Origin of the sequence: Cupriavidus necator N-1 (assembly GCF_000219215.1) — a bacterium.
Taxonomy (GTDB): domain Bacteria; phylum Pseudomonadota; class Gammaproteobacteria; order Burkholderiales; family Burkholderiaceae; genus Cupriavidus; species Cupriavidus necator.
In genome coordinates, this window is record NC_015726.1 from 17,366 (window position 1) to 37,643 (window position 20,278).

Annotated in this window: 16 protein-coding genes and 1 pseudogene; 7 read left to right on the forward strand and 10 right to left on the reverse strand. The window is 63.7% G+C overall.

Annotated features, from left to right (window positions below):
• Positions 1-18: 18 nt before the first annotated feature.
• From CNE_RS00070 to CNE_RS00095, 6 genes are all read right to left on the reverse strand, one after another.
• The gene (locus CNE_RS00070) at positions 19-996 is read right to left on the reverse strand and encodes a PDR/VanB family oxidoreductase (protein ID WP_013955114.1); all 978 of its coding nucleotides are present in this window, start codon (positions 994-996) and stop codon (positions 19-21) included.
• Between the two features lie 21 nt (positions 997-1,017).
• The gene (locus CNE_RS00075; protein WP_013955115.1) at positions 1,018-1,647 is read right to left on the reverse strand and encodes a glutathione S-transferase family protein; all 630 of its coding nucleotides are present in this window, start codon (positions 1,645-1,647) and stop codon (positions 1,018-1,020) included.
• 27 nt (positions 1,648-1,674) lie between these two features.
• Positions 1,675-2,544: a hypothetical protein gene (locus tag CNE_RS00080; RefSeq protein WP_013955116.1), complete on the reverse strand. Its 870-nt coding sequence runs from the start codon at positions 2,542-2,544 to the stop codon at positions 1,675-1,677.
• 26 nt (positions 2,545-2,570) lie between these two features.
• Positions 2,571-3,452: an aromatic ring-hydroxylating oxygenase subunit alpha gene (locus CNE_RS00085; RefSeq protein WP_013955117.1), complete on the reverse strand. Its 882-nt coding sequence runs from the start codon at positions 3,450-3,452 to the stop codon at positions 2,571-2,573.
• A complete protein-coding gene (locus CNE_RS38600) occupies positions 3,449-4,162 on the reverse strand; it encodes a Rieske (2Fe-2S) protein (protein WP_013955118.1) in 714 nt (237 codons plus the stop codon). The genes CNE_RS00085 and CNE_RS38600 overlap by 4 nt, the downstream gene beginning before the upstream one ends.
• A gap of 324 nt (positions 4,163-4,486) precedes the next feature.
• Positions 4,487-5,599 carry an S-(hydroxymethyl)glutathione dehydrogenase/class III alcohol dehydrogenase gene (locus CNE_RS00095; protein WP_013955119.1) on the reverse strand — a complete coding sequence of 371 codons (1,113 nt, stop codon included), beginning with the start codon at positions 5,597-5,599 and terminating at the stop codon, positions 4,487-4,489.
• Between the two features lie 252 nt (positions 5,600-5,851).
• Between CNE_RS00095 and CNE_RS00100 the strand changes: the two are divergent.
• Positions 5,852-6,842, forward strand: a pseudogene (locus tag CNE_RS00100) (diguanylate cyclase).
• Here the strand turns inward: CNE_RS00100 and CNE_RS41950 are convergent.
• Complete coding sequence (locus tag CNE_RS41950; protein WP_013955120.1) at positions 6,808-8,070, reverse strand: HNH endonuclease; 1,263 nt, start codon at positions 8,068-8,070, stop codon at positions 6,808-6,810. The pseudogene CNE_RS00100 and the gene CNE_RS41950 sit on opposite strands and share 35 nt — an antisense overlap.
• Before the next feature lie 543 nt (positions 8,071-8,613).
• Here CNE_RS41950 and CNE_RS00110 point away from each other — a divergent pair.
• Positions 8,614-8,943, forward strand: coding sequence for a DUF1484 domain-containing protein (locus tag CNE_RS00110; protein WP_013955121.1), 330 nt, complete (start codon positions 8,614-8,616; stop codon positions 8,941-8,943).
• Positions 8,944-9,045: 102 nt separating this feature from the next.
• On the opposite strand, the gene CNE_RS00115 is transcribed toward CNE_RS00110, so the two are convergent.
• A complete protein-coding gene (locus CNE_RS00115) occupies positions 9,046-11,688 on the reverse strand; it encodes a bifunctional diguanylate cyclase/phosphodiesterase (RefSeq protein WP_013955122.1) in 2,643 nt (880 codons plus the stop codon).
• A gap of 286 nt (positions 11,689-11,974) precedes the next feature.
• Here CNE_RS00115 and CNE_RS41955 point away from each other — a divergent pair, with 286 nt between their 5' ends.
• Complete coding sequence (locus tag CNE_RS41955) at positions 11,975-12,232, forward strand: hypothetical protein (protein WP_041227662.1); 258 nt, start codon at positions 11,975-11,977, stop codon at positions 12,230-12,232.
• A gap of 285 nt (positions 12,233-12,517) precedes the next feature.
• On the opposite strand, the gene CNE_RS00130 is transcribed toward CNE_RS41955, so the two are convergent.
• The gene (locus CNE_RS00130) at positions 12,518-13,306 is read right to left on the reverse strand and encodes a YdcF family protein (RefSeq protein ID WP_041228260.1); all 789 of its coding nucleotides are present in this window, start codon (positions 13,304-13,306) and stop codon (positions 12,518-12,520) included.
• A 218-nt stretch (positions 13,307-13,524) separates the two neighbouring features.
• On the opposite strand from CNE_RS00130, the gene CNE_RS00135 reads away from it, so the two are divergent.
• From CNE_RS00135 to CNE_RS00150, 4 genes are all read left to right on the forward strand, one after another.
• Positions 13,525-13,788, forward strand: coding sequence for a hypothetical protein (locus CNE_RS00135; RefSeq protein WP_148271554.1), 264 nt, complete (start codon positions 13,525-13,527; stop codon positions 13,786-13,788).
• Between the two features lie 828 nt (positions 13,789-14,616).
• Positions 14,617-16,404, forward strand: coding sequence for an OmpA family protein (locus tag CNE_RS00140; protein ID WP_013955126.1), 1,788 nt, complete (start codon positions 14,617-14,619; stop codon positions 16,402-16,404).
• A 25-nt stretch (positions 16,405-16,429) separates the two neighbouring features.
• Positions 16,430-17,935: a hypothetical protein gene (locus CNE_RS00145; protein ID WP_013955127.1), complete on the forward strand. Its 1,506-nt coding sequence runs from the start codon at positions 16,430-16,432 to the stop codon at positions 17,933-17,935.
• Positions 17,910-18,833, forward strand: coding sequence for a hypothetical protein (locus CNE_RS00150; RefSeq protein WP_238553025.1), 924 nt, complete (start codon positions 17,910-17,912; stop codon positions 18,831-18,833). Before CNE_RS00145 ends, CNE_RS00150 begins: the two co-directional genes overlap by 26 nt.
• A 115-nt stretch (positions 18,834-18,948) precedes the next feature.
• Here CNE_RS00150 and CNE_RS00155 read toward each other — a convergent pair whose 3' ends face one another.
• Positions 18,949-20,256 carry an MFS transporter gene (locus tag CNE_RS00155; RefSeq protein ID WP_013955129.1) on the reverse strand — a complete coding sequence of 436 codons (1,308 nt, stop codon included), beginning with the start codon at positions 20,254-20,256 and terminating at the stop codon, positions 18,949-18,951.
• Positions 20,257-20,278 lie beyond the last annotated feature (22 nt).

Here is a 20,278-nt window from a genome sequence, read left to right on the forward strand (position 1 = left end):
GCGATCGCCGGCGCCTGCTCAGACATCGAGCACCAGCCGCGCCGTCAGGGCGCGCGAGCAGCACGGCATGACGACGTCGCCGGTCGCCTTCTCGGCCTCGGTCAGGTAGACGTCGCGATGGTCGGGCGTGCCTTCGAGCACGCGCGCCATGCAGGTGCCGCACACGCCCTGCTCGCACGACACCTCGATCTCGATGCCCTGGGCGTACAGTGCCTGCACGATGGACATGCCGGGCGGCACCATGCAGTGCACGCCGCGCCGCGCCGCGACGACTTCAAACGGCGCGTCGGCGCTGCCCTGGCCGGCAACATTGGCGGCGGCCTGGAAATACTCGTAATGGATCTGGGTGTCCGGCAGCACGCGGCGCGCCAGCTGCATGACGCCATCCATGAAGGCCGACGGGCCGCAGCTGTAGACATGCGTGGCGGGTGTCGCCTGCGCAATGGCGCCGCGCAAGGCGTCATGCGTCTGCTCGGGCGAGAGCCCGAAGTGATAGTGCACCTGACCGGCCTGCGACGCGTGCACCAGGCGCTCATGGAATGCCACATGGGCGGGTGAGCGCGCGAAGTAGTGCAGCGTGAACGGACGCCTTGCGGCCCTGAGCTGCAGCACCATGGCGAGCAGCGGCGTAATGCCGATGCCCGCGCCGAACAGCAGCGAAGGGCCGCCCTCAGCCAGCGCGAAGTGGTTGCGCGGCATGCCGATCGTCAGCACATCGCCTTCGCGCAGGTGGTCGTGAACGGCCAGCGATCCGCCCCGCGAGCCCGGCTCGCGCTTGATGCCGAGCAGGTAGCAGCCGGCCTCGTCAGGCCCGTTGCAAAGGGAGTACTGCCGTATCAGGGGCTTGCCGCCGCCACGGGCCGGCAAATGCAGGTCGATATGCGCGCCGGCGGCGAAGGCGGGCAGGGCGCCGCCATGCTCCGCGACAAGTTCAAGCGCAATAATGTCTTCGGCCACCGGATACTTCCGGCGGATAACGGTACGGATGGTGTCCATGACGGAATCGGCCTCCGGAGACTACAACGCAATGGCGAAGATGCCGGGCATGCCGATAAAGCCGTCCAGGCGCCGGACGCGCTCGATCCAGCGCCGCAGGGCCGGGTAGCTGTCGCGCGCGATGCCGCCTTCATGCGACAGCGCCACATAGGGAAAGCAGGCAATATCGGCGATCGTGGCGGACCCTCCCACCAGCCAGCCGCGCCCGGCGATCTCGGCTTCGGCAAGATGGTCGTCGATTCGGCGGAACAGCACATGCGCATCGCGCCGCGCGGTTTCCACGTCGAGCTGGTAGCCGAGCGCGTCATGCAGCCGCGCCGCGGAGGCCGTTCGCGTAATGTCGTCGGCGACTGCCAGCCAGCTCACGACCTGGCCGCGCGCTTCAGGATCCATGGGAAACCACGACAGGGTCTCGTCGTAGCGCGAGGCAAGATAGACCAGGATGGCCTGGGCGTCGCGCAGCCGGTAGTCGCCGTCTTCGATGACCGGCAACTGCCCGAAGGGATTGATCGCCAGGAACGCCTCAGACCTGTGCTCGCGGCCCGGATGGAAATCGACGGCCACGCTGGTGTAGGCAACGCCGAGCAAGTGCATCATCAGCCGTAGCTTGTAGCAGTTGCCGGACAGTTCGTAGTTGTAGAGTTTGATCATGGGGTAGGTCTCGGGTATGAGGGACGCTCAGGCGTGGACGCCGAAGCGCAGGCGCTTGTCCCGCAGCCAGCGGCGGTAGGCTATGGACATGGCATCCGCGCGCGCGGGCACCTCGGTGCGCGGATCGAGCGGCAGGCGCCTGGGCACCTGGCTCTCAAGGATGGGCTTGTCCTGCGCGAAGATCAGCTGCATGAACGAAATCATCTCGGCGTTGCTGCTGACGTCGTCGAAGTAGCCAAGCAGCGAGTACACCAGGCTGTGCTCCTCGTCCTGCGGCTGGACCTGCAGCAGGATGAAATCAACATCGCCCGGACGCGTGGGGCATGACTTGTAAAGCATCGTGGTGAACGGCTGCATCACGCGGTAGGTGTAGACGATGTCCAGGCCACCGTCCGCCGAGGGCGCCGCCCTGGGCTGCCAGAAGCGGCAATCCGTGGCCCACAGCTCGTCGGTGGCCTGGCGCCATTCGACCTTGTACTCGGCCACTGCGCTGTGCGGCTCCTTGCCAAGCCAGTCCGTATGCACATACGGAAAATGGGCCATGTCGAGAAAGTTCTCGACGATGCGCAGTCCCGAGGTGTGCACGCCGATGGCGCCGCAAGGGATGATCCGGCGGCCCGGCTGGTCGAACTCGTCGATGGCGAACAGCGGCCGGGTCGGGGTTTCGAACGCGATCCAGATGGTGGCGTACTGCTCCAGCACACGGATCTCTTCGGGCTGCGCGCTGGCGTCGTCGTGGCGCACCTGCGCGCGCAGCCCGCCGGCCATGTCGCGTGTGACGGCGATCGCCTGTCCCAGCACACAGGCCTGGAAAGTCTGCCCGGGCGCCACGGACGCGCTGGCGGCGGCGACCAGCCACTCCCCGGCCAGCGCCGGGTCAATGTACGGCTTCATCATCAGTTTCTCCGAAGGGGGCACCCGTATTACCGGCCGGGCGCGTCAGCACGCGTCTCGCAGGTGCCGTAGCGCACGTTGCGCGCGCGCAGCCAGCGGCGGTACGCACTGGAGGACGCATCCGCGCGCGCGGATGTCTCGACGCGCGGGTCCAGCGGCAGGCGCGCCGGCAGCTGGCTCTCCAGGATTGGCTTGTCCTGGCCGAAGATGGTCTGCTGGAAGTCGATCAGCTCGCTGTCTCCATGGGTCTCGTCGAACAGCAGCATCATCAGGTGCGCGCGGCTCTCGCATTCGGTCAGGGGCTGCACGAACAGCGCGATCACGTCGCGTGCCGGCGCGCACGCCGGGCTGGTCTTGTACAGCAGCGCGGCATACGGCTGCACGACCCGGTAGACGTAGTCGACATCGATGCCGGCCGCCGCAGTGGCCGCGGCCCTGGGCTGCCAGAACCTGCACTCGGTGGCCCAGAGTTCGTTGGCATCGTCGACCGCCACCCGGTACTCCTTCACTTCCGTATGGGGCTCCTGCCCGAGGATGCCGGTGTGCACGTAGGGGAAATGCCCCATGTCAAGGAAGTTCTCGATCATGCGCAGCCCCGAGGTCTTCACGCCGATGGCGCCGCAATCGACATGGCGGCGTTGTGCCTCGCCGTACTCGGGCCACGCGAACAATGCCTGCTGCGGCGCGCCCAGTGATACCCAGGTGAAGCCGTAGCAGTCCATGGCCCGGTATCGCGCGTGCGGGGCGATATCCGAAGCCGCCACCGGCTGGCCGTGCTCGCGCCAGATTGCGATCGGCTGGCCCAGCAGCATGGTCTTGCTGGCCGCGGCGGTCACGCGGCTGGCCGCGGAAACCACGAACCAGTCGTCGCGCAGGGCCGGGTCGATATTGTCCAGGGTCGGGCGGTTCATGGCCGGTTCTCCAGGCCCGCGGCCTCGACATAGGCGCGCCGGGGCTTGAAGGACCGTGCCGCGCGCAGGCGCTCGGCCACGCCGGGCGCCGCGGCACCCGGGCCCGACAGCACCAGATGGACCAGGGTGCGCTCTGGCGACATGGGGGTGAGATAGGCCAGCGTGGCATGGCCGTCGGCGTCGGTGGCGCCGACCACCGACGCACCGATGCCGCGGTAGCCGTAGGCCGGATGTTCGAGCAGCCGCTCGCGCACCGTCTGCGCCGCAGCTTCGACCACGAACGCGCGGCAATGCGCCGTGGCCGTGGCCGCGGCGGCGGGGACGGCCGGCGACCATGGCGCGGTCCCGAGCGTGGCCCAGACGAAGCCGCCTGCCTCATGCGTGCCGAACACCTTCGCACAGGCGTTGCGGGGCGGCGTCAGCGTGGGATTGGCCGGAATCAGCGTGCACTGGCCGCTCGCCTCGAAGCGCCAGCCGTGATAGGCGCAGGACAGGGTATCGTCGATGATCCGGCCCAGCGTAAAACGGGTCCCGCGATGCGGGCAACGGTTTTCCCAAGCATGGACCGTGCCGTCGGCAGAGCGCCAGAGCGCCAGTTCCTGTCCGTCGAGAAAGGCCTGGGTGATCTCGCCCTGCCGGATGTCGCCAGACACCGCCACCGGGAACCAGTGCGCGCTGGCTTCGAAATCGCTTCCAACCGTGGTATGCATGTTCGCCCCTTATTGCTTGTCGTTCAAACCAGGCGCCCGCAGGCGCCAACGGCGATGCATGACGTCTCGGTTCGCGCCTGGCAGCTTCTGGCAGCGCCTGGCTGCCGCGGCGGACGACCGTCTCATCGGTGGGTCTCCGAGCCCTGGCCGGCATGCTGCCGGGCCGGGCGCGGGAGACTTGCAGGCATTCTAGGAAGCGCGCCGCACCCGGATAAGGGGCGCAATAACCCGGTGCGTACCAGTTTTGAAACGGCCTTGCCGAGACAAAAAGAGCCCTCGCGAAGAGGGCTCCCTGGGCAGGCCGTGGCGCCGCGGAACGCGGCCTCAGTACAGGATCACGGAGCGGATCGACTCGCCGCGCTTCATCAGGTCGAAGCCCTCGTTGATCTGGTCCAGGCGCAGGGTATGCGTGATCAGGTCATCGATATTGAGCTTGCCTTCCATGTACCAGTCGACGATTTTCGGCACATCGGTGCGCCCGCGCGCGCCGCCGAAGCCCGAGCCTTTCCACTCGCGTCCGGTGACCAGCTGGAACGGCCGGGTGCTGATTTCCTGGCCGGCGGCGGCCACCCCGATGACGAACGACTGGCCCCAGCCCTTGTGCGTGCATTCCAGCGCCTGGCGCATCGTCAGGGTGTTGCCGATGCATTCGAATGAGTAGTCGGCGCCGCCGTCCGTCAGCTGGACGATATGGTCGACGACATTGCCGACCTGGTCGTCCAGCGGATTGACGAAATGCGTCATGCCGAACTTGCTGGCCAGCGGGACCCGGGCGGGATTGATGTCGACGCCGATGATCTTGTCGGCGCCGACCATCTTCGCGGCCTGGATCACGTTCAGGCCGATGCCGCCCAGGCCGAATACCACCACGCTGGCGCCGGCTTCGACCTTGGCCGAATAGACCACCGCGCCCACCCCAGTGGTGACGCCGCAGCCGATATAGCAGACCTTGTCGAACGGCGCGTCCTCGCGGATTTTGGCCACGGCGATCTCGGGCACGACGATGTAGTTCGCGAACGTCGACGTGCCCATGTAGTGGAAGATTGGCTTGCCGTCCAGCGAGAAACGCGAGGTCGCATCCGGCATCAGGCCCTTGCCCTGCGTGCCGCGGATCGCCTGGCACAGATTGGTCTTGCGCGACAGGCAGAACTTGCACTGGCGGCATTCCGGCGTATAGAGCGGAATCACATGGTCGCCCTCGCGCAAGCTGTTGACGCCGGGCCCGGTATCGACCACGATGCCTGCACCCTCATGGCCGAGGATGGCGGGAAAGATGCCTTCCGGATCAGCGCCGGACAGGGTGTAGTAATCGGTATGGCAAATGCCGGTGGCTTTGACTTCGATCAGCACCTCGCCGGCGCGCGGCCCGTCCAGGTCGACCTCTTCGATCGTCAACGGCTTGCCCGCTTCCCATGCAACTGCTGCCTTCACTTTCATGGACCACTCCTCCTGACTGCCCACACGCCCGGAGTGGGCGATGGATTCGCAGGGGATTCTAGGGCGCGGGCGTGCGGCGATTAAGGGGAATGGCGCGCACCTGCGTCCCAAAACTGGAACATGTACAGCGGGGGTGTGCCTGCTTGTCAGGCCGAAGTCAGCCGAACAGCCGCCATACGTCGCTATCTAACTGGGGGCCCCTATTGAGGATGGCGAGCGGGGGTTTACATGCACCTGACGGAGACGAAAGCAATGCTTGGTGACAGCGAACCCTGCCCGCAGAGCGTAGCGCGGGAGCACTTGGCCATGGTGCTCTTGGTCGATGACCAGTTTATGGTTGGCGAAGCGGTGCGGCGGGCGCTGGCAATGGCGGGCGATATCGACTTCCACTACTGTGCAGAGCCAGACGAAGCTGTCGCAGTCGCTGAGCGCACTAGACCCACCGTGATCCTTCAGGACCTGGTGATGCCCGGGGTTGACGGGCTCACGCTAGTACGGTGCTACCGCGCTAATCCCGCCACGCGCGACGTTCCGATCATCGTCCTTTCCACCAAGGAGGAGCCAGCTACGAAGAGCGCCGCCTTCGCCGCCGGCGCCAACGATTATCTGGTCAAACTGCCCGACAGCATCGAACTGGTGGCGCGCATCCGCTACCACTCACGCCCCTACCACAACCTACGACAGCGTGACGAGGCATTCCGCGCGCTGCGGCACAGCCAGCAGCAACTACTCGAATCCAATCTACAGCTAGAGCGGCTGTCCAACTCTGATGGCCTTACCGGTTTATCCAACCGGCGCTACTTCGACGAATATCTAGGCGTACCCAGCGACAACAAAGCCAGCTCGCGCTGCTGATGATCGATGTCGACTTCTTCAAGGCCTACAACGATACGTATGGCCATGTGGCAGGCGACCATGTGTTGCGCCGCGTGGCCGCTGTGATTCGTGAGAACTGCGTGCGTCCGGCGGACCTTCCCGCACGCTTCGGTGGTGAGGAGTTCGCCGTGATTCTGCCATCTACTTCACCGGGCCCCACCCGTTTGCTGGCGGAGAAGATTCGACGGTCGATCGAGAGCTTGGAAGTGCCGCACATCGGCTCGGCCGTAAGTTCCTTTGTCTCTCTAGTATCGGATGCGCGGTGCTGGTGCCGCGCCCCGACACGGTTTTAAGTCACCTGATAGAAGCAGCGGACGCCAGCCTTTACCAAGCTAAGGGCAGGCGTCGGGTTCCTTGGCAGCGATAGCCAAAATCAGCTCAAAATTCTTCTCATCTCCACCAATGCCGTGATGGATATGGCGATGGCAGGCAGGGCATATGGCCGCAACATAGCGCGGGTGATCAAGTCCTCCATCGGACACGCGTGTTGTGTGATGTGGTTCTAGATAAGCTGAGCCATCTTTTCGCTTGAACGGTGCTGGCTGCTGGCATGACTCGCAAATGCCTTCCGCACGCAGCAGTACGTAGTCCTTTACTCGCTTGCTGCGCCGATAGAGCTTTCGTAGTGCCGCCTTGCCCATTTCGTCGCTCGAATTGTGAATGGCCTCAATGGCGCGCTTGCGAGCCTCCTCCAAGCTGGTAGGCGCTGGATCATCCGTCGCCTCATCTTCGGGCAACGTGTTGCTCTCCTCGTCCAACAGCGCGACCGGAACCAGTTGAAAGACGATGATGTTTCTCTGCGCCCCTTTCCTATCGGGGCCACGGCGAATCGAGTGACCGCCGTAGGCATGCTCGCCCAGATATTCCTGTCCCTTGCCTTTCCCTAGCGCCTTGAAAAGGTGCAACGCTTGTCCGTTGGCGGCGTGCTCACGGATGGCAAGGTTGCCGCGTTTGAACTCCATATCGCCGACTTGCCCTTCTCCCGTGTACGAGAACATGCCTAGCTCGTCGCGGCCGTCAAAGTAGCCATACTGCTCGCCGCTTTCGCCGGTGAAGATGAAGACGGCTGGTACTTTGCTGGACGGAGCTATGCCGCTTTGGCGGCTTCCGCCAAAGCGATCGTGAATTTCCGTCTGCCGATGGTAGACGCGCCCTAGTGCGAACTTTGGAGGTTCGAACCCCGCGAACGGAGGGCTCCCGCCAGGGAGCCGGACAATGCTGAAGCCCAGGTTTTCAAGGTAAGCGTTTGTTTGCTCGCCGCCGCTAAAGCGTGACACGGGCACGCCTGTCGCCATCGATAGAATTTGCTTAGGCGGATACAGCTTTCCTTGATCGGAGATCGCGTAAAGCTGCGACTTCTTGATTTCCCAATCTTCCCATTTCTGCGTACCACGCAGCACCCGATCGAACTCGTCCAATGCCGACCTGATGGTCGCTTGCGTGACATTTGGAATGCGCAATTTTTCCCCCGCGACTGCGACGTCTCTACCGATGACTGCAATCAGAAATTTCTGATATTTTTGGTCATTATGTAGCGCACGACGCCTGCAAGCAATGGCTTGGAGGGCTTCTCGAATTGGAGGAGTCGGGGGCATGTCTGCTGGGCGACTGAACGGCCCAGGGGTTCTTCAGTGCTTGGCTGGTAGTGGAGTTCGTGGACGATCTCTATGCCGCAGGTTAGGAACACACTGATGCGGAAACCGTTTCGCTTACCGGGTACGGGTGACGCCGGCGAGTCGTGACATCAAATCCAGCCTATCCCATTCTCCACGTAACGAATCCTGCAGTTGGGTTCGTTCTGGCACAGCATATGCAGGCATGTACTTGGGCTTTGCCAATTGCGGCCGAAGGGAGCTTTGAGAATTGCAGCATTGGTCCGGAAGCTCTGTCGGCGGAGACTGGTCGCGTCACCAACACGATGGTCGACCAGGTTTGACAGCCTGACCCTTGTACACCGGACGAGGAGCGAAGCGGTATCCTCTCGTCTTTCGCCTATGTACGCCCCTATGGGCGGGCCGTGGCGGGGGAGCCTTCGCGCTCGCCGGTTCGTACATGCCGGTCTGTCAACCCTGCCTTGTGCTCGCCCACCCGGTTGACAGCGGATGGTGAGCCTCCATAACTCATGTACGGAGGTCGCAATGACTAGCACTACCCCAGCTCCCCAAGAGCCCACCCTCGCCCAAAAGCAAGCCCAACTAGCCGAGAACCTGGCCAAAATCGACCGCGCCCAGGCCCGCCGCCACGCCAAAGCCGCCCCACCCCCGCCCAGCAAAGCCGTCACCCTCGAGGACCACATCCTCGAAGCCACTGACGACATCCTGCGCGTCAGCGCCGGCCTTCAGTCCTTCCTGACTTTGTTGGAGCTGCAGAGCGACACCATCCCCCAAGGCATCGGCCTCCACGCCCTGCTTTTGCCGCTCAAGCAACAGCTGGTCGACACCGCTGACCGCCTGCAGGCATTGGTCTGACGAGGGAGAGCCTGCTTACCCGCCCAACGGATGAGCAGCGCTGAAAAGCAAACGGCGCGAGCCAACTGGTCTCGCGCCGCTCGCATTCTGGTGCGGTGGCATTCAAGTCACGGCGCTCACGTAGGCCTCGAACGCGCTGGCCTCCACCGGCGGACAGAAGTAGTGGCCTTGCCCGTAGTCGCAGCCGGCAGCCACCAGGATGTCGCGCTGCGACTCGGTCTCGACGCCCTCGGCAATCACGCGGATGCGCAGCGCATGCGCCATGCTGATGATGGCGCGGCACAAGGCCACGTCGTCCGGGCCCCGCGTCAGCGAGCGGACGAAGGACTGGTCGATCTTGATGTAGTCAATGTCCAGGCGCCGCAGGTACGACAAGGACGAGTAGCCAGTGCCGAAGTCGTCGAGCGCGATCTCGATGCCGGCCGCCTGGAAGCGGGAGAGCTGGTCCATGACATCGGCGTTCTGCTCCATCAGCGAGCCTTCGGTGATCTCGATGACGAGGCTGCCCACCGGCACGTTCCTGCGCTCGATCATGCTGGACCAGGACTCGGGCCCGCTCGCAGGCGCGCTGAACTCCACTGGTGATTTGTTGACCGAGATCTGGAAGCCATTGCCCAGCAGCACCTGCCAGCGCGCAAGCTGGTCCAGCGCTTCCGTCAGCACCCAGCGGCCGATGTCGATGATGAGGCCGGATTCCTCCGCAACGGCAATGAAATCGGCCGGGTGGATCGGCCCGCGCGCCGGATGGTCCCAGCGGATCAGGGCCTCGGCCTTGCAGACCTTGCCCGTGCGCAGATTGACAATGGGCTGGTAGTGCAGCGCGAACTGGCCGGACGCCAGCGCCGTGCGCAGGTCCTGCGTGATGCGCAGGCGCTCCCTCTCCGCATGCAGCAGCGCCTGGGTGAAGACCTTCCAGCGATTGCGGCCCTCCTCCTTGGCGGCAAACATCGCCTGGTCGGCGCACACCAGCAGGTCCTCGGCGTTGTCGGCGTCCTTGGGGTAGGTCGCCACGCCGATGCTGGCCGACACCACCACCAGCTCGCCGGCCAGGTGGTAAGGCGCGGCAATCCGCTCCAGGATGGCCTCGGCAATGCCCCCGGCAACGCCGGCATCGCCCACAGCGGACAGGATCACGGTGAACTCGTCGCCGGCCAGCCGCGCCACGGTATCCGACGCGCGCACCGATGCCGCAATACGCCGCGCCGCCTCCAGCAGCAACAGGTCGCCCTGGTCGTGGCCGAGGGTATCGTTCACCTCCTTGAAGCGATCCAGGTCGATGAACAGCAGCGCCAGCACATCCTGCGTGCCGCGCGAACGCTCGATCTCCTGCCTCAGCCGGTCGAAGAACAGGCGGCGGTTGGGCAGATCCGTGAGCGCATCGAAATTCGCCTGGTGCCGGATGACTTCCTCCGCCTGGCGTTTCTCGGTCATGTCATGGATCAGCGCAACGCGGCGGCGCTCGCCATACGCGTGGGCCAGGTAGGTATCCACGGTCAGGTAGGCGGGAAACTCGCTGCCGTCCTTGCGGCGGATCGAGAATTCGCCGCTCCATCTGCCCTTGGCTGCCACGGTGGCCCGCAGGCGCTCGACCAGCCCTGCCACATTGCCTGCCCCGCTGACGATATAGCCCGGGCGGCCCTTGACCTCCTTGGCTGTATAGCCGGTGGCGGCGGCAAAGGCCGGATTCACGTCGATGATGGTGCCATCGAGCGACGTCACCACCATGGCCTCGCTGCTGGACGAATAGACCAGCGAAGCCAGCCGCATCTCCTCCATATGGCGCTGTCGCTCCCCCATGGAGCGGCGCAGGCTGTAGTACAACAGGCCAAGCAGCAGCGTGGAAGCAATGGCACCGGCCAGGGCAACGCGGCGATAGACCTCGTAGGGCGCCAGCACCAGGCCGACCGACTCGCCCACCACGAAATTGAGCCCGAACTCCGGCAAACGGTAATAGCCGAAGACCCGCTCCACGCCTTCGGAGCCCGACACCGCCCGATAACTACCAGACTGGGGCGACCCGCTGGCGAGGTACGGCCTGTTGCTGACCGCCCTGGCCAGCGTGCCCTCCATGGCCGGCACGCGCGCAAGGACCTGGCCGGAAGTCTTGATGACCGACGCCACTTCGCCATCGCGGTTTGTGAACGACTGCGCAAAGCTGGCGAACTGCTCCGGACTGACCGAGACCACGATGACCCCGTCGAAGCTGCCCGCGCGCAGGATGGGGCGCGTGAACTGGATCGACCATTTGCGCGAGACCTTGCCCTTCACCGGGTCGCTGATGAACAGCATGTCGCGCCCGCCCGCGTTCTGATGGACCCGGAAATGCTCGCGCCCGCTCAGGTCGACCTTCTGGCCGGGCGCGGGCGGGGCGATGGACGAGTAGATGAGCAGGCCATGCTTGTCGATCACCGACACCTGGAACGACAGGTCCACCACCAAGTTCTCCCGCTCACGCACCATGTCGATGAATCCCGGCTGGCCGACCAGCCAACTGGCCCGCAGGTCGAGGAGGAACTCGGACAGCCGCAGGATGCTGGATCTCGAGTACGCGCCGAACGCCTGGGCCTGCGCCTGGGTACGCTCCGCGGCGTCGTGCAGCAAGCGGTCCCGCTCGCTCACGAGCTGAAACGCCGCGAACGCCCATGTTGCAATCAGCCACGCCGCCGCCGCCAGGTTCAACGGGGAAAAGACCTGGTGCAGGCGCTGCAGCGCCTTGCCATATCGGGTGGTCGAGCGTTCTGGCATCAAATGGGTATCGCAGCGCAGCGAAGAATCGACATCGATAGCAGGCTAGTCGAGGTCAGCGAACCCGACAAGCAGCAGCACTCCAGTCCCGTGCTCACCGCGCGGAGCCGGGCCGGCGTGTGCCGAAAGCGGCACGTCGTGATCATGCCCCGCTCGACTCGTGGGCACGTGGGCGACTATGTGCCATTCTGGCCTGATTGACGCCCCCCAAAAGGGGGCTAAGGCATTTTCGCCACAGACATTTCGGCGCCGCTGTCGGAGCCAGGGCGCATACGGCGATAGCCTGATGTCGCTGGCAGACGTGTTGCGCCAGAGGCTCGCTGGACCGCACGCGGCGCAAGTGGTCGAACTGTCGGAACTGGCGATTGCCGGCGCGGAAAAAAGTCTCGAGCAGATTGACGATTCCGGCGGCGGGGTGATGCCTGCCATCCTCGCGCTGGCGTCTGTCCATCTCGACGCATGCAAACAGACCGGCCCCGATCCGATGAAGCTCGCGGAGCAACTCTTCCGGCTGCAGGCAGAGGGAGGATGGGACACCTTCTAGGATGTCCTGCCAGCGTATGCAGAACCTCTGGGCGAGAGCGGGTTGCGTCGCTATCGTCAACTGGCTATCAGCAGCTACTGCCCGTCGCTGTAGATAGCGGTGCACGCAACGCGCGCTATGACGAAGCACTTGAAATCGTACGCGCTATCGGCAGTCTGCGGATAAAGCTGAGGGAGCGAGCGGAATTCAGCCGCGAGCTGGAGGAGATTCGCGAGACCTATCGCGCAAAACGCAACTTCAACAAGTTGCTCGCCACATTGTCTTGAGGGCCGGGCTGCGCAGGAGTCAATACTCCCTCAACACCCATCCACTAATAGCCGCGAAGTACTCACGGAGCCAGGCGTTATACCGAAGGTAGAGTGGTGTTCCAGCCCCGGCTCCGGCGACCTCCACGAATCCTGCCTTCCGGGCAATCCGCACCGCCCGCTGTACATGGAAATCGCTGGTCACCACCACAATGGGATCGGTGGCGGCGACGCCCTGCTCTTCAAGCAAGTGCCGGCTGAACATCAGGTTCTCCTCCGTGCTGGTACTGCGCCCTTCCCGGATGACCCTGTCTGCTGCGACACCGCGGGCGATCAGATACTCAGCCATGATGTCCGCTTCCCGGCACCGCAGCCCGAAATCCTGCCCGCCACTGACCGCGACCTTCGCCTGCGGCCACTGCTGAGCGTGCTTCAAGCCCTGATCCAGCCGCGCAACCAGCGTTGGCGAGGCGACGCAGTTTGGTGTGCCGGAGCCGAGGATGATGATGGCTTTTACGGGGGAGTTTCCTGGGATGGCGACTTCGGTGTTGTGGTGGATGTTGTAGAAGAAGACGGCCACTGTCGCCAGCCATAGGGCGAACGCGATCCATGCTGCTTGCCATAGTTGCTGGCGCCTGTGGCTGGCTGCTCGCCAGTGGGCTACGAGGGGCCACTGCCATGCAAGGAGCAGGAATGACGCGCCGATGCAACCTGGCAGGACGATGCCGAAGTTGAACAGGCCTATGGTCATTAAGGCGATGGCGTCGGCGAGAAGGACGGCACCGAATAGCGCCAGGGCGATGCGGCGCCAGCGCGCGCTTGTGTTCATTTCCTGCATTGCAGTCATTGAGTCGTTGGGAGAGCGCCGTGACGCGAAGCGATGCATGTGCTGACCTCGCGCGGCGACCAGCAACATGCGGCGCAAATTGTACCGGCGTCCGTGTGCGGAAGAAGGGCAACTTTAAGGATTGCCTTAGGGACGCGCGCACAAGAGTTCGATACATCTTGGTACTTGCCAGAGCTGTGCGTGGCGTCGGACTGGAGACCATGATGAGGCATTTCATCGCGATCGGAGTACTGTTTTTCACAGCTACGTCGGCCAATGCATGCCGACCGCCCTACCTGGAGTTCAGCGCTGTATTCGAGCCCGGCTCAGCCACGCTATCCGGTGCGGAGGTGAAGCGCCTTGCCGACTGGCGCATCAATTCCCGTCGGGCCTTTCCGGCCGGGTACACCGTCTACATGTACCTGCGTCAGAACGAAATCCTCGGTATTCCACGCCAGCTTGCCGAAGCGCGGCGCGTTCAATGACAGGCTTACTTGAACACCTCGGAATCAACAAGAAGGACATCGAGAGGCCAGAGGTACGTTCCACCGCGAGTGGGCATGTCGCTTCTGAAGTGGAGGGAAGGTTCTTCAATGAAGCAGGCATCTCAATCAACCCCCGTTGCCCGCACGTCTGCTGTGAGAGCTAAGGCTATGCAAAGGACTCTGACCTCGCGTTCACGCATCAAGTGGGTGGCGTGCGGCGTGCTTCTAGCGGTAACGGCAATCATCGCGATTGACGCCTGGCAGGCATGGAATTCACCCCAGCACTATCCATTTGGTGCAGAGGGGCCGGTGGCAAATCTCTGGGCGTACCAGACGCAGCGACACTACCTGATTGCAGCAGGACTTGCGCTAGCTGCCTGCTGCCTCGCGATAATGGGAATCTGGTTGCGCTACGCGTCGAGACGGCTTCGTTGGCTATGTGTTGCACCACTTCTCGCCATGGCGATGCTTACGGTCTATGAGTGGCTCATCGCGTTCGACTGAAAACTCCGACCACCGCATATATCACCAAGTAGAGCGAAGCCGTGCCTGCATGGAGTGAGCCCCAGCAATTGGATCCCACATAGGCTTCGCATTGAGTTCATTCCAACCCCACCGAAGCATGGCCCGAGGAGGGTTGGCACAAGCCAGGCCGATCACTACCATTGGCCGCCGGGTCACCGCCCTTCCCATGTTCTCGGATAACGCACCCGTCGCGTTCGCAGGTGCATCCGCCCCTAAAGTTTCCGCAATCGCTGCCGATACTGGTGTGGCGTGCCATTGCGCCTGTCGTTGGACATGGCCGGGCGCTTCAGGAAACACAGGTCGATGCACAACGAGAATAAGACAACGGTCGGCGCGTCACGACGCGCAATAGGGAAGGCAGCGAGGCCTGCTGCAAGCGGCGTGTGGCGATGGACCAGCCTTGCGGTTGCATGTTCGATGGTCACCGGATGTGCCACCGCTCCAGGCGCGTATCTGAAGGAAACGTTCGCCAGTGACGATCCTTGCTCAAACAATGCCCGCAATATCGGGATCGCAGCGGGTGTCATCGCCGGCGCGGTCCTGGGCAATGTCGTGTCTAGCAACAAGAAGGTCGGTACGCTGCTCGGCGCGGGTGTGGGTGCGGCGCTTGGCGGGCTGATCGGGGCGGACATGGACCGCCGCCGTTGCGAGTTGTCGCGCATTGCAAAGAAGCACGGGTTGGATGTCACTGTGGTCGACATCGCCGCGGACGGCAGTGCGTTGGCGCCTGCAACACGCGACCGCGAACAGGGCGGCCTCGGCATGTCTGTGTCGGTACGAGACGCTGGCACTGGCGGCAGTTCTCAGTTTGCTTCCGGATCCAGCGTGTTGGCGCCGGACGCCCGTGTCGCCTTCACGGAGATCGCCCAGCAGTACGCTTATGCGGCGCAGGCCAGGATGCTTGGCCCGAAATCCACGACACAAGAACGGCAGGCCGTTGAGGCACTGAAGTCGCGGCGCATCCTGCTGATCGGGAATACCGACGATACAGGCAGCTCCAGGCTGAACGCAGAGCTGTCGGAGCAGCGTGCGCGTGCCGTCGCTGCACTGTTCCGCGATGCGGGCGTGACGGAGTCGCAGCTCTACTATCAGGGCGCGGGTGAAACGATGCCGCTGGCGGACAACCGCGACGAGACGGGGCGGGCGAAGAATCGTCGTGTCGAGATCGTGGATGTGACCGACGAATCGGCCTTTGCAAAGTATCTTGCCGCTCGCAGACCCAACGTGGCGTTCTATCGCGAGTCTGCCGCTGACAGGACGCAATCCGGCAGGGACAGCGGTGAGGCGAATGGCGCCGCGCAGAAGAAATCGGCAACGACCGCCCGTGCCGGTGACCGGCCTAAAACACAGTCGCCCGTGCGTACCGCTTCCGCAGCGTCGCCGCGCCAAGGCGACGCGCGCAGCGATGCAGTGAAGGTACCGGCTGGCGACCGACCAGTCACGTCCGCTTCCGCTACTGCCTCGCCTGCCCCGGCGCAGAAGCAAGGCCCCGTGACACAGACACGTATCGTCAGCGCCCCGTCGATCGACTTCGGTGGCACGCCTTCCGGGCGCAGCGTGATGGTGCCAGATCTCGGCAAGCTTGATCGGCCCACTGGCTTTGCCTTGATCTCGTCCGCTGTAGCGGACACGCCGCTGGCCCGTTGCGACCAGGACCGGCCGCGTGAGGCGCGTGCCGTGAAATCGCTAAGCGACGACAAGGCCTATCGGACAGCCGATTACATGCCTGGCCTGTACAACACAATCTGGACCGATACCGTCAACGGCCATCTCGTGGCACTGAAAGGTGTAGCGGTGTTGCGCGATGGCGGTGCGCCGGCGCGCAGCCCTGAAGTGCTTGTATATCGCGACTACCACGATGCCGGGCAAGTCGCCGACTTGCGCACCGAGGCACAGGTGAATACCTATCGTGGCGACAAGGGCCTGCTCTACCGCGTCTTTGTCAACAAGGCGCCGCTGCAATGCCTCGATATCGTGATCCCGCACGCCACGCCGGACCAGGCGCGGGGGTCGTGGCTGCGCTACGACAAGGACGGCAATAGCTACTCTGCTGCATTCAGCCCGCGGATGGCAGGCGGCGGCAAGATCTGATCAACAACGAGAAAAGAATAATACGATGAGTCACTGGATCAACGAGAACCTTGCGGCGCTGAATTCTGCGCTCGCGCTTGCCGTGTTGCTGATTGTGTATCTCGGCAACAAGTTTCGGATCGACTTTGCATTGATGAACCTTTGGTACAGCTTGCCGTTGATCGGCAAGATCGCACGGCTGTCCCGCGACACCACACGCTTTGCCAAAGACAAGTCCTGGACGTTGTCCGAGCGCACGCTGTGCGATGACTACAAGCAGTTCATCCATTTCACCACTGAGGACGAGTTCAACAAGCGGCTAACCTATCTATCCAAGGCGCACGACCTGGGGCGCTCGCCGACGCCAGGATGGATGATGGGTCTGCTTTGCGTGCTGGTGCTTGCCGAAGGCCTGGGCTTCTCATACATGCTGGGCACGTGGATGGCAGGCGAAGGCGGCAGCGAAAACGCGCGCCAGTTGCTGATGTGGGCAATCGTGTTCGTACTGTGCGTCATCTTCGTGTTCGTGATGCACAGTGCCGGCCACCAGCTCTATCGCAGCAACCTGATCGCCAAGGCGGACTCGGAGTGGCGCGGCGAGGGGCAGCCGGGCAAGTTTGCCAGCCACAACATCAAGCTGAATGACCCGCAAGACAAGGATGACGCTGAGCCCGAGTACAAGCAAAGCGTGAATCGTGTCGGAACCAGCCGCAGCTATTTCATGGTGGGGGTGGCGGTGGTCATTATCGTGTTTGTGTCGATCGTTTCGACAGTGATGCGCGTCAAGCACCTGGAGACGGAGCGTACTGCACAAACCGCGTTGGTTGCGGAAGGGCCAGGTGCCGGCAATCCGTTTGACAAGCTTGGCCAAGCGCTGCCCGCAGAGCTTGCCCAGGAGCAGCAGAAGGCAGACGACCAGGCCAAGGCCGACGGCCACGCCGCCTATGCCGATGAAGGCCTCGCGGCCTTCCTGATGCTGGCGTTCATCTTTGCCATCACGCAGCTGGTCGGTATTGCCGGCGGCTACAAGTGGGGGTTCGCCGGGAAGGAAAGCAAGGCCGCTTATCGCGGTACGCGTGGGTTCTCTACCTATGACGACTACCTGGCCTTCTTTACGCCGCTGATGCAGGTGGCACAGTCGAAGCTGCAGACCCTGCAGCAAAAGATGAGCGAACGGCGCGCCAATGACGGGCTCCGGCTGGAACACGCCTTTGACGACTACCTGATGGAGGCGAGGGAGTCGCGCACGCGCGTAGCGGCTGCCCGCAATGTTTCGCAGGCAGACATCGCCCCCGCTGTGGAGAGCCTGCCCGCGACCGACACCGCGAGCGTGCTTGCGCGTATCGATGCGATGACGGCTGCCGGCCGAAAGGCGGATGCCGTTGCACTGCTGCAGAGCCTGCCGGACAGTGTGCGCAATGACGTCACGGCGCAGCTTGCCGAGCGCAAGGCAGCGCAGGAAGCAGCGCGGCTTGCCGCGGAACAAGCCCGCAAGGCCGAGGAAGAACAGGACAAGGAGGCTGAACGTGCGCGCCTGGAAGCCCTGCTCTGATATGGCAAGTACGCCTGCCGGCCGGCCCGTGTCAGACTGGCGAGCCGCCGGTTTCGGCAAGCGCTGCGCAGCGTGGTTGGCTGTGGCCACCACAATGCTCTGCGGGCCCGCGTTCGCCGCACCGGAAATACCCAGCTGCTACGTCGCCAATCAGCTCGGCTCGCCGACAGCGGCGCAGCGCGCGCTGTTTCTGATGATCGACCAGACCACCGCGCTGGACGACAAACTGGTTTCGGAGCTGGGCCGGCATCTGCAGGGCTTGCTGCGGCCGGGCACAACATTCCGCGTATACAGCTTCTCGGCCTATGCACAAGGGCGCTACTTGCAGCAGCGGGCCGCCGGAACGCTGGAGGCACCGCTGGTCGACCAGTCGCTGCGCGATGCCACCGCGGTCAAGACGCTGAAGAACTTCGATGCATGCCTGAAGTCGCAATATGCGTATGGCACGAAGCTGGTGGCTGAATCGGTGCGGGAAGCCCTGCAGGGCAGCAGCGAAGCGTTGGCCCGCTCCGACGTATTGGCAAGCATTGCTGCTGTATCCCAGGCGGTACGAGATACAGCAGCGCAGCAGAAGACGGTGCTAATCGTGTCGGACATGCTGGAGAACTCGTCGATCTCGAGTTTCTATAGCCAGGAACGTATGCGGCAGATCGACGCCGTGCAAGAGTTGCGCAAAGTCGAGAAGGCGAATGTGCGTGCTGACTTTGGTGGGGCTTCAGTCTATGTGATGGGCGCTGGGATTGTTCCGGAACCGAAGGGGGCGCGGAGTGCTGCTGCCTCGTATCGTTCGCCACAGAGCATCGAGGCCCTTAGAACGTTCTGGGATGGGTTCTTTGAGCGCAGCAATGCGAGGCTGGTTGGGTTCGGAGCGCCTGCGTTGCTTACACCAATACGTTAGTCCTCGTCCCAGGCCCGTCGTTCACGGCGGCGCCGGCCGTTGCCTGCCGAGCGCCGCACTTGGAATACAGCCAGCACCACCTCCTGTCATGGTGGCGTTCCCGCCTTACAACCCTTCAGCGTTCCTGCCCCTGCCGCAAAAACGGCGCCGCGGCGCAGGCGATCAGCAACAGGCCCGCCATGATGACCAGCCCATTGCGCGTACTGCCGGTCGCCTGTTCGATAATGCCCATCACCGACGGTCCGATGAATCCGCCCACCAGCCCGCAGGTATTGATGAGGGCCAGTCCGCCCGCCAGCGCCACGCCCTTCAGGCGAGACGACGGGAACAGGAAGACGATCGACTGCACCACGAAAAACATCAGCGCGGTCAGCGAGAAGCCGACGAGTGCCATCACCGGGCCTGCGAAGGCGGCAATCAGCAGGCCGCCTGCCATCACGACCAGCCCCAGGCAGAGCAGGCGGCGGCCGCGCCGTGGGGTGTTGGCATGCCGGGGCAGCCATGCGGCGCCAATGGCGGCGGCTATCCAGGGCAGGGAATTGAGCAGCCCGATTTCCACGGGCGTGAGCTTGCCGTACGTGCCGATGATGCCCGGCAGGAAGAAGATCACCGTGTAGATCGAGATCTGATGGCAGAAGTAGATGAAGATCGCCAGCCAGACCTGCGGATCACGCATGGCGCCCAGGAACGAGTGGCCACCTTTGCCGGCGCTGGCATCGGCGGCTTCCGCGGCCAGCCGGCTGCGGACTTCCAGCGCCTGGGCTGGCGTCAGCCATGGTGCGCTGTCCGGACCGTCGGGCAGCTTTTTCCAGACCACCGCGGCAAGGAACACAGCGGGCAGGCCTTCTAGCACGAACATCCATTGCCAGCCCTTGAAGCCCCAGAGGCCATCCATGCCCAGCAGGGCACCGCCCAACGGGCCGCTGACGATGTTGGCGATGCAGACGCCGAGCAGGAAGTAGCCCACCGCCCGCGCGCGATCCTCGCGGCCGAACCAGTACGTGAGATAGAGCATCACACCGGGAAACAGCCCCGCCTCGGCCGCGCCGAGCAGCACGCGCATGATGTAGAAGGAGGTCTCGCCCTGGACAAAGGACATCGCCGCGGACAGCAGGCCCCACGTCACCATGATGCGTGTGATCCAGAAGCGCGCCCCGACCCGATGCATGATCAGGTTGCTCGGGATTTCCAGCAAGGCATAGCTGAGGAAGAACAGACCCGCGCCCAGCCCGTAGGCCGCGGCCGAGATGTTCAGGTCGACAGCGATGTGGGTCTTTGCGAGGGCAATGTTGGTGCGATCGAGAAAGCTGATCACATAGGACAGCACCAGCAAGGGCATGAGCTTGCGGAACAGTAGTGCGGTCAGCGGGCGGTCTGTCGGCGCGGCCAGCGGCGGCGCGCCTGAGGCGGGTACGGTCTGCATGTGCGTAGTCTCCATCGGCGGA

Excerpts from the sequence above, each read along its gene's own strand:
- CNE_RS00130 (WP_041228260.1), bottom strand. The coding sequence starts at position 13,306 with ATGAACACAAGCGCGCGCTGGCGCCGCATCGCCCTGGCGCTATTCGGT.
- CNE_RS00135 (WP_148271554.1), top strand. The coding sequence starts at position 13,525 with ATGATGAGGCATTTCATCGCGATCGGAGTACTGTTTTTCACAGCTACG.
- CNE_RS00070 (WP_013955114.1), bottom strand. The coding sequence starts at position 996 with ATGGACACCATCCGTACCGTTATCCGCCGGAAGTATCCGGTGGCCGAA.
- CNE_RS00110 (WP_013955121.1), top strand. The coding sequence starts at position 8,614 with ATGACTAGCACTACCCCAGCTCCCCAAGAGCCCACCCTCGCCCAAAAG.
- CNE_RS00155 (WP_013955129.1), bottom strand. The coding sequence starts at position 20,256 with ATGCAGACCGTACCCGCCTCAGGCGCGCCGCCGCTGGCCGCGCCGACA.
- CNE_RS00095 (WP_013955119.1), bottom strand. The coding sequence starts at position 5,599 with ATGAAAGTGAAGGCAGCAGTTGCATGGGAAGCGGGCAAGCCGTTGACG.
- CNE_RS00075 (WP_013955115.1), bottom strand. The coding sequence starts at position 1,647 with ATGATCAAACTCTACAACTACGAACTGTCCGGCAACTGCTACAAGCTA.
- CNE_RS38600 (WP_013955118.1), bottom strand. The coding sequence starts at position 4,162 with ATGCATACCACGGTTGGAAGCGATTTCGAAGCCAGCGCGCACTGGTTC.
- CNE_RS00080 (WP_013955116.1), bottom strand. The coding sequence starts at position 2,544 with ATGATGAAGCCGTACATTGACCCGGCGCTGGCCGGGGAGTGGCTGGTC.
- CNE_RS00140 (WP_013955126.1), top strand. The coding sequence starts at position 14,617 with ATGCACAACGAGAATAAGACAACGGTCGGCGCGTCACGACGCGCAATA.
- CNE_RS00115 (WP_013955122.1), bottom strand. The coding sequence starts at position 11,688 with ATGCCAGAACGCTCGACCACCCGATATGGCAAGGCGCTGCAGCGCCTG.
- CNE_RS00145 (WP_013955127.1), top strand. The coding sequence starts at position 16,430 with ATGAGTCACTGGATCAACGAGAACCTTGCGGCGCTGAATTCTGCGCTC.
- CNE_RS41955 (WP_041227662.1), top strand. The coding sequence starts at position 11,975 with ATGTCGCTGGCAGACGTGTTGCGCCAGAGGCTCGCTGGACCGCACGCG.
- CNE_RS00085 (WP_013955117.1), bottom strand. The coding sequence starts at position 3,452 with ATGAACCGCCCGACCCTGGACAATATCGACCCGGCCCTGCGCGACGAC.
- CNE_RS41950 (WP_013955120.1), bottom strand. The coding sequence starts at position 8,070 with ATGCCCCCGACTCCTCCAATTCGAGAAGCCCTCCAAGCCATTGCTTGC.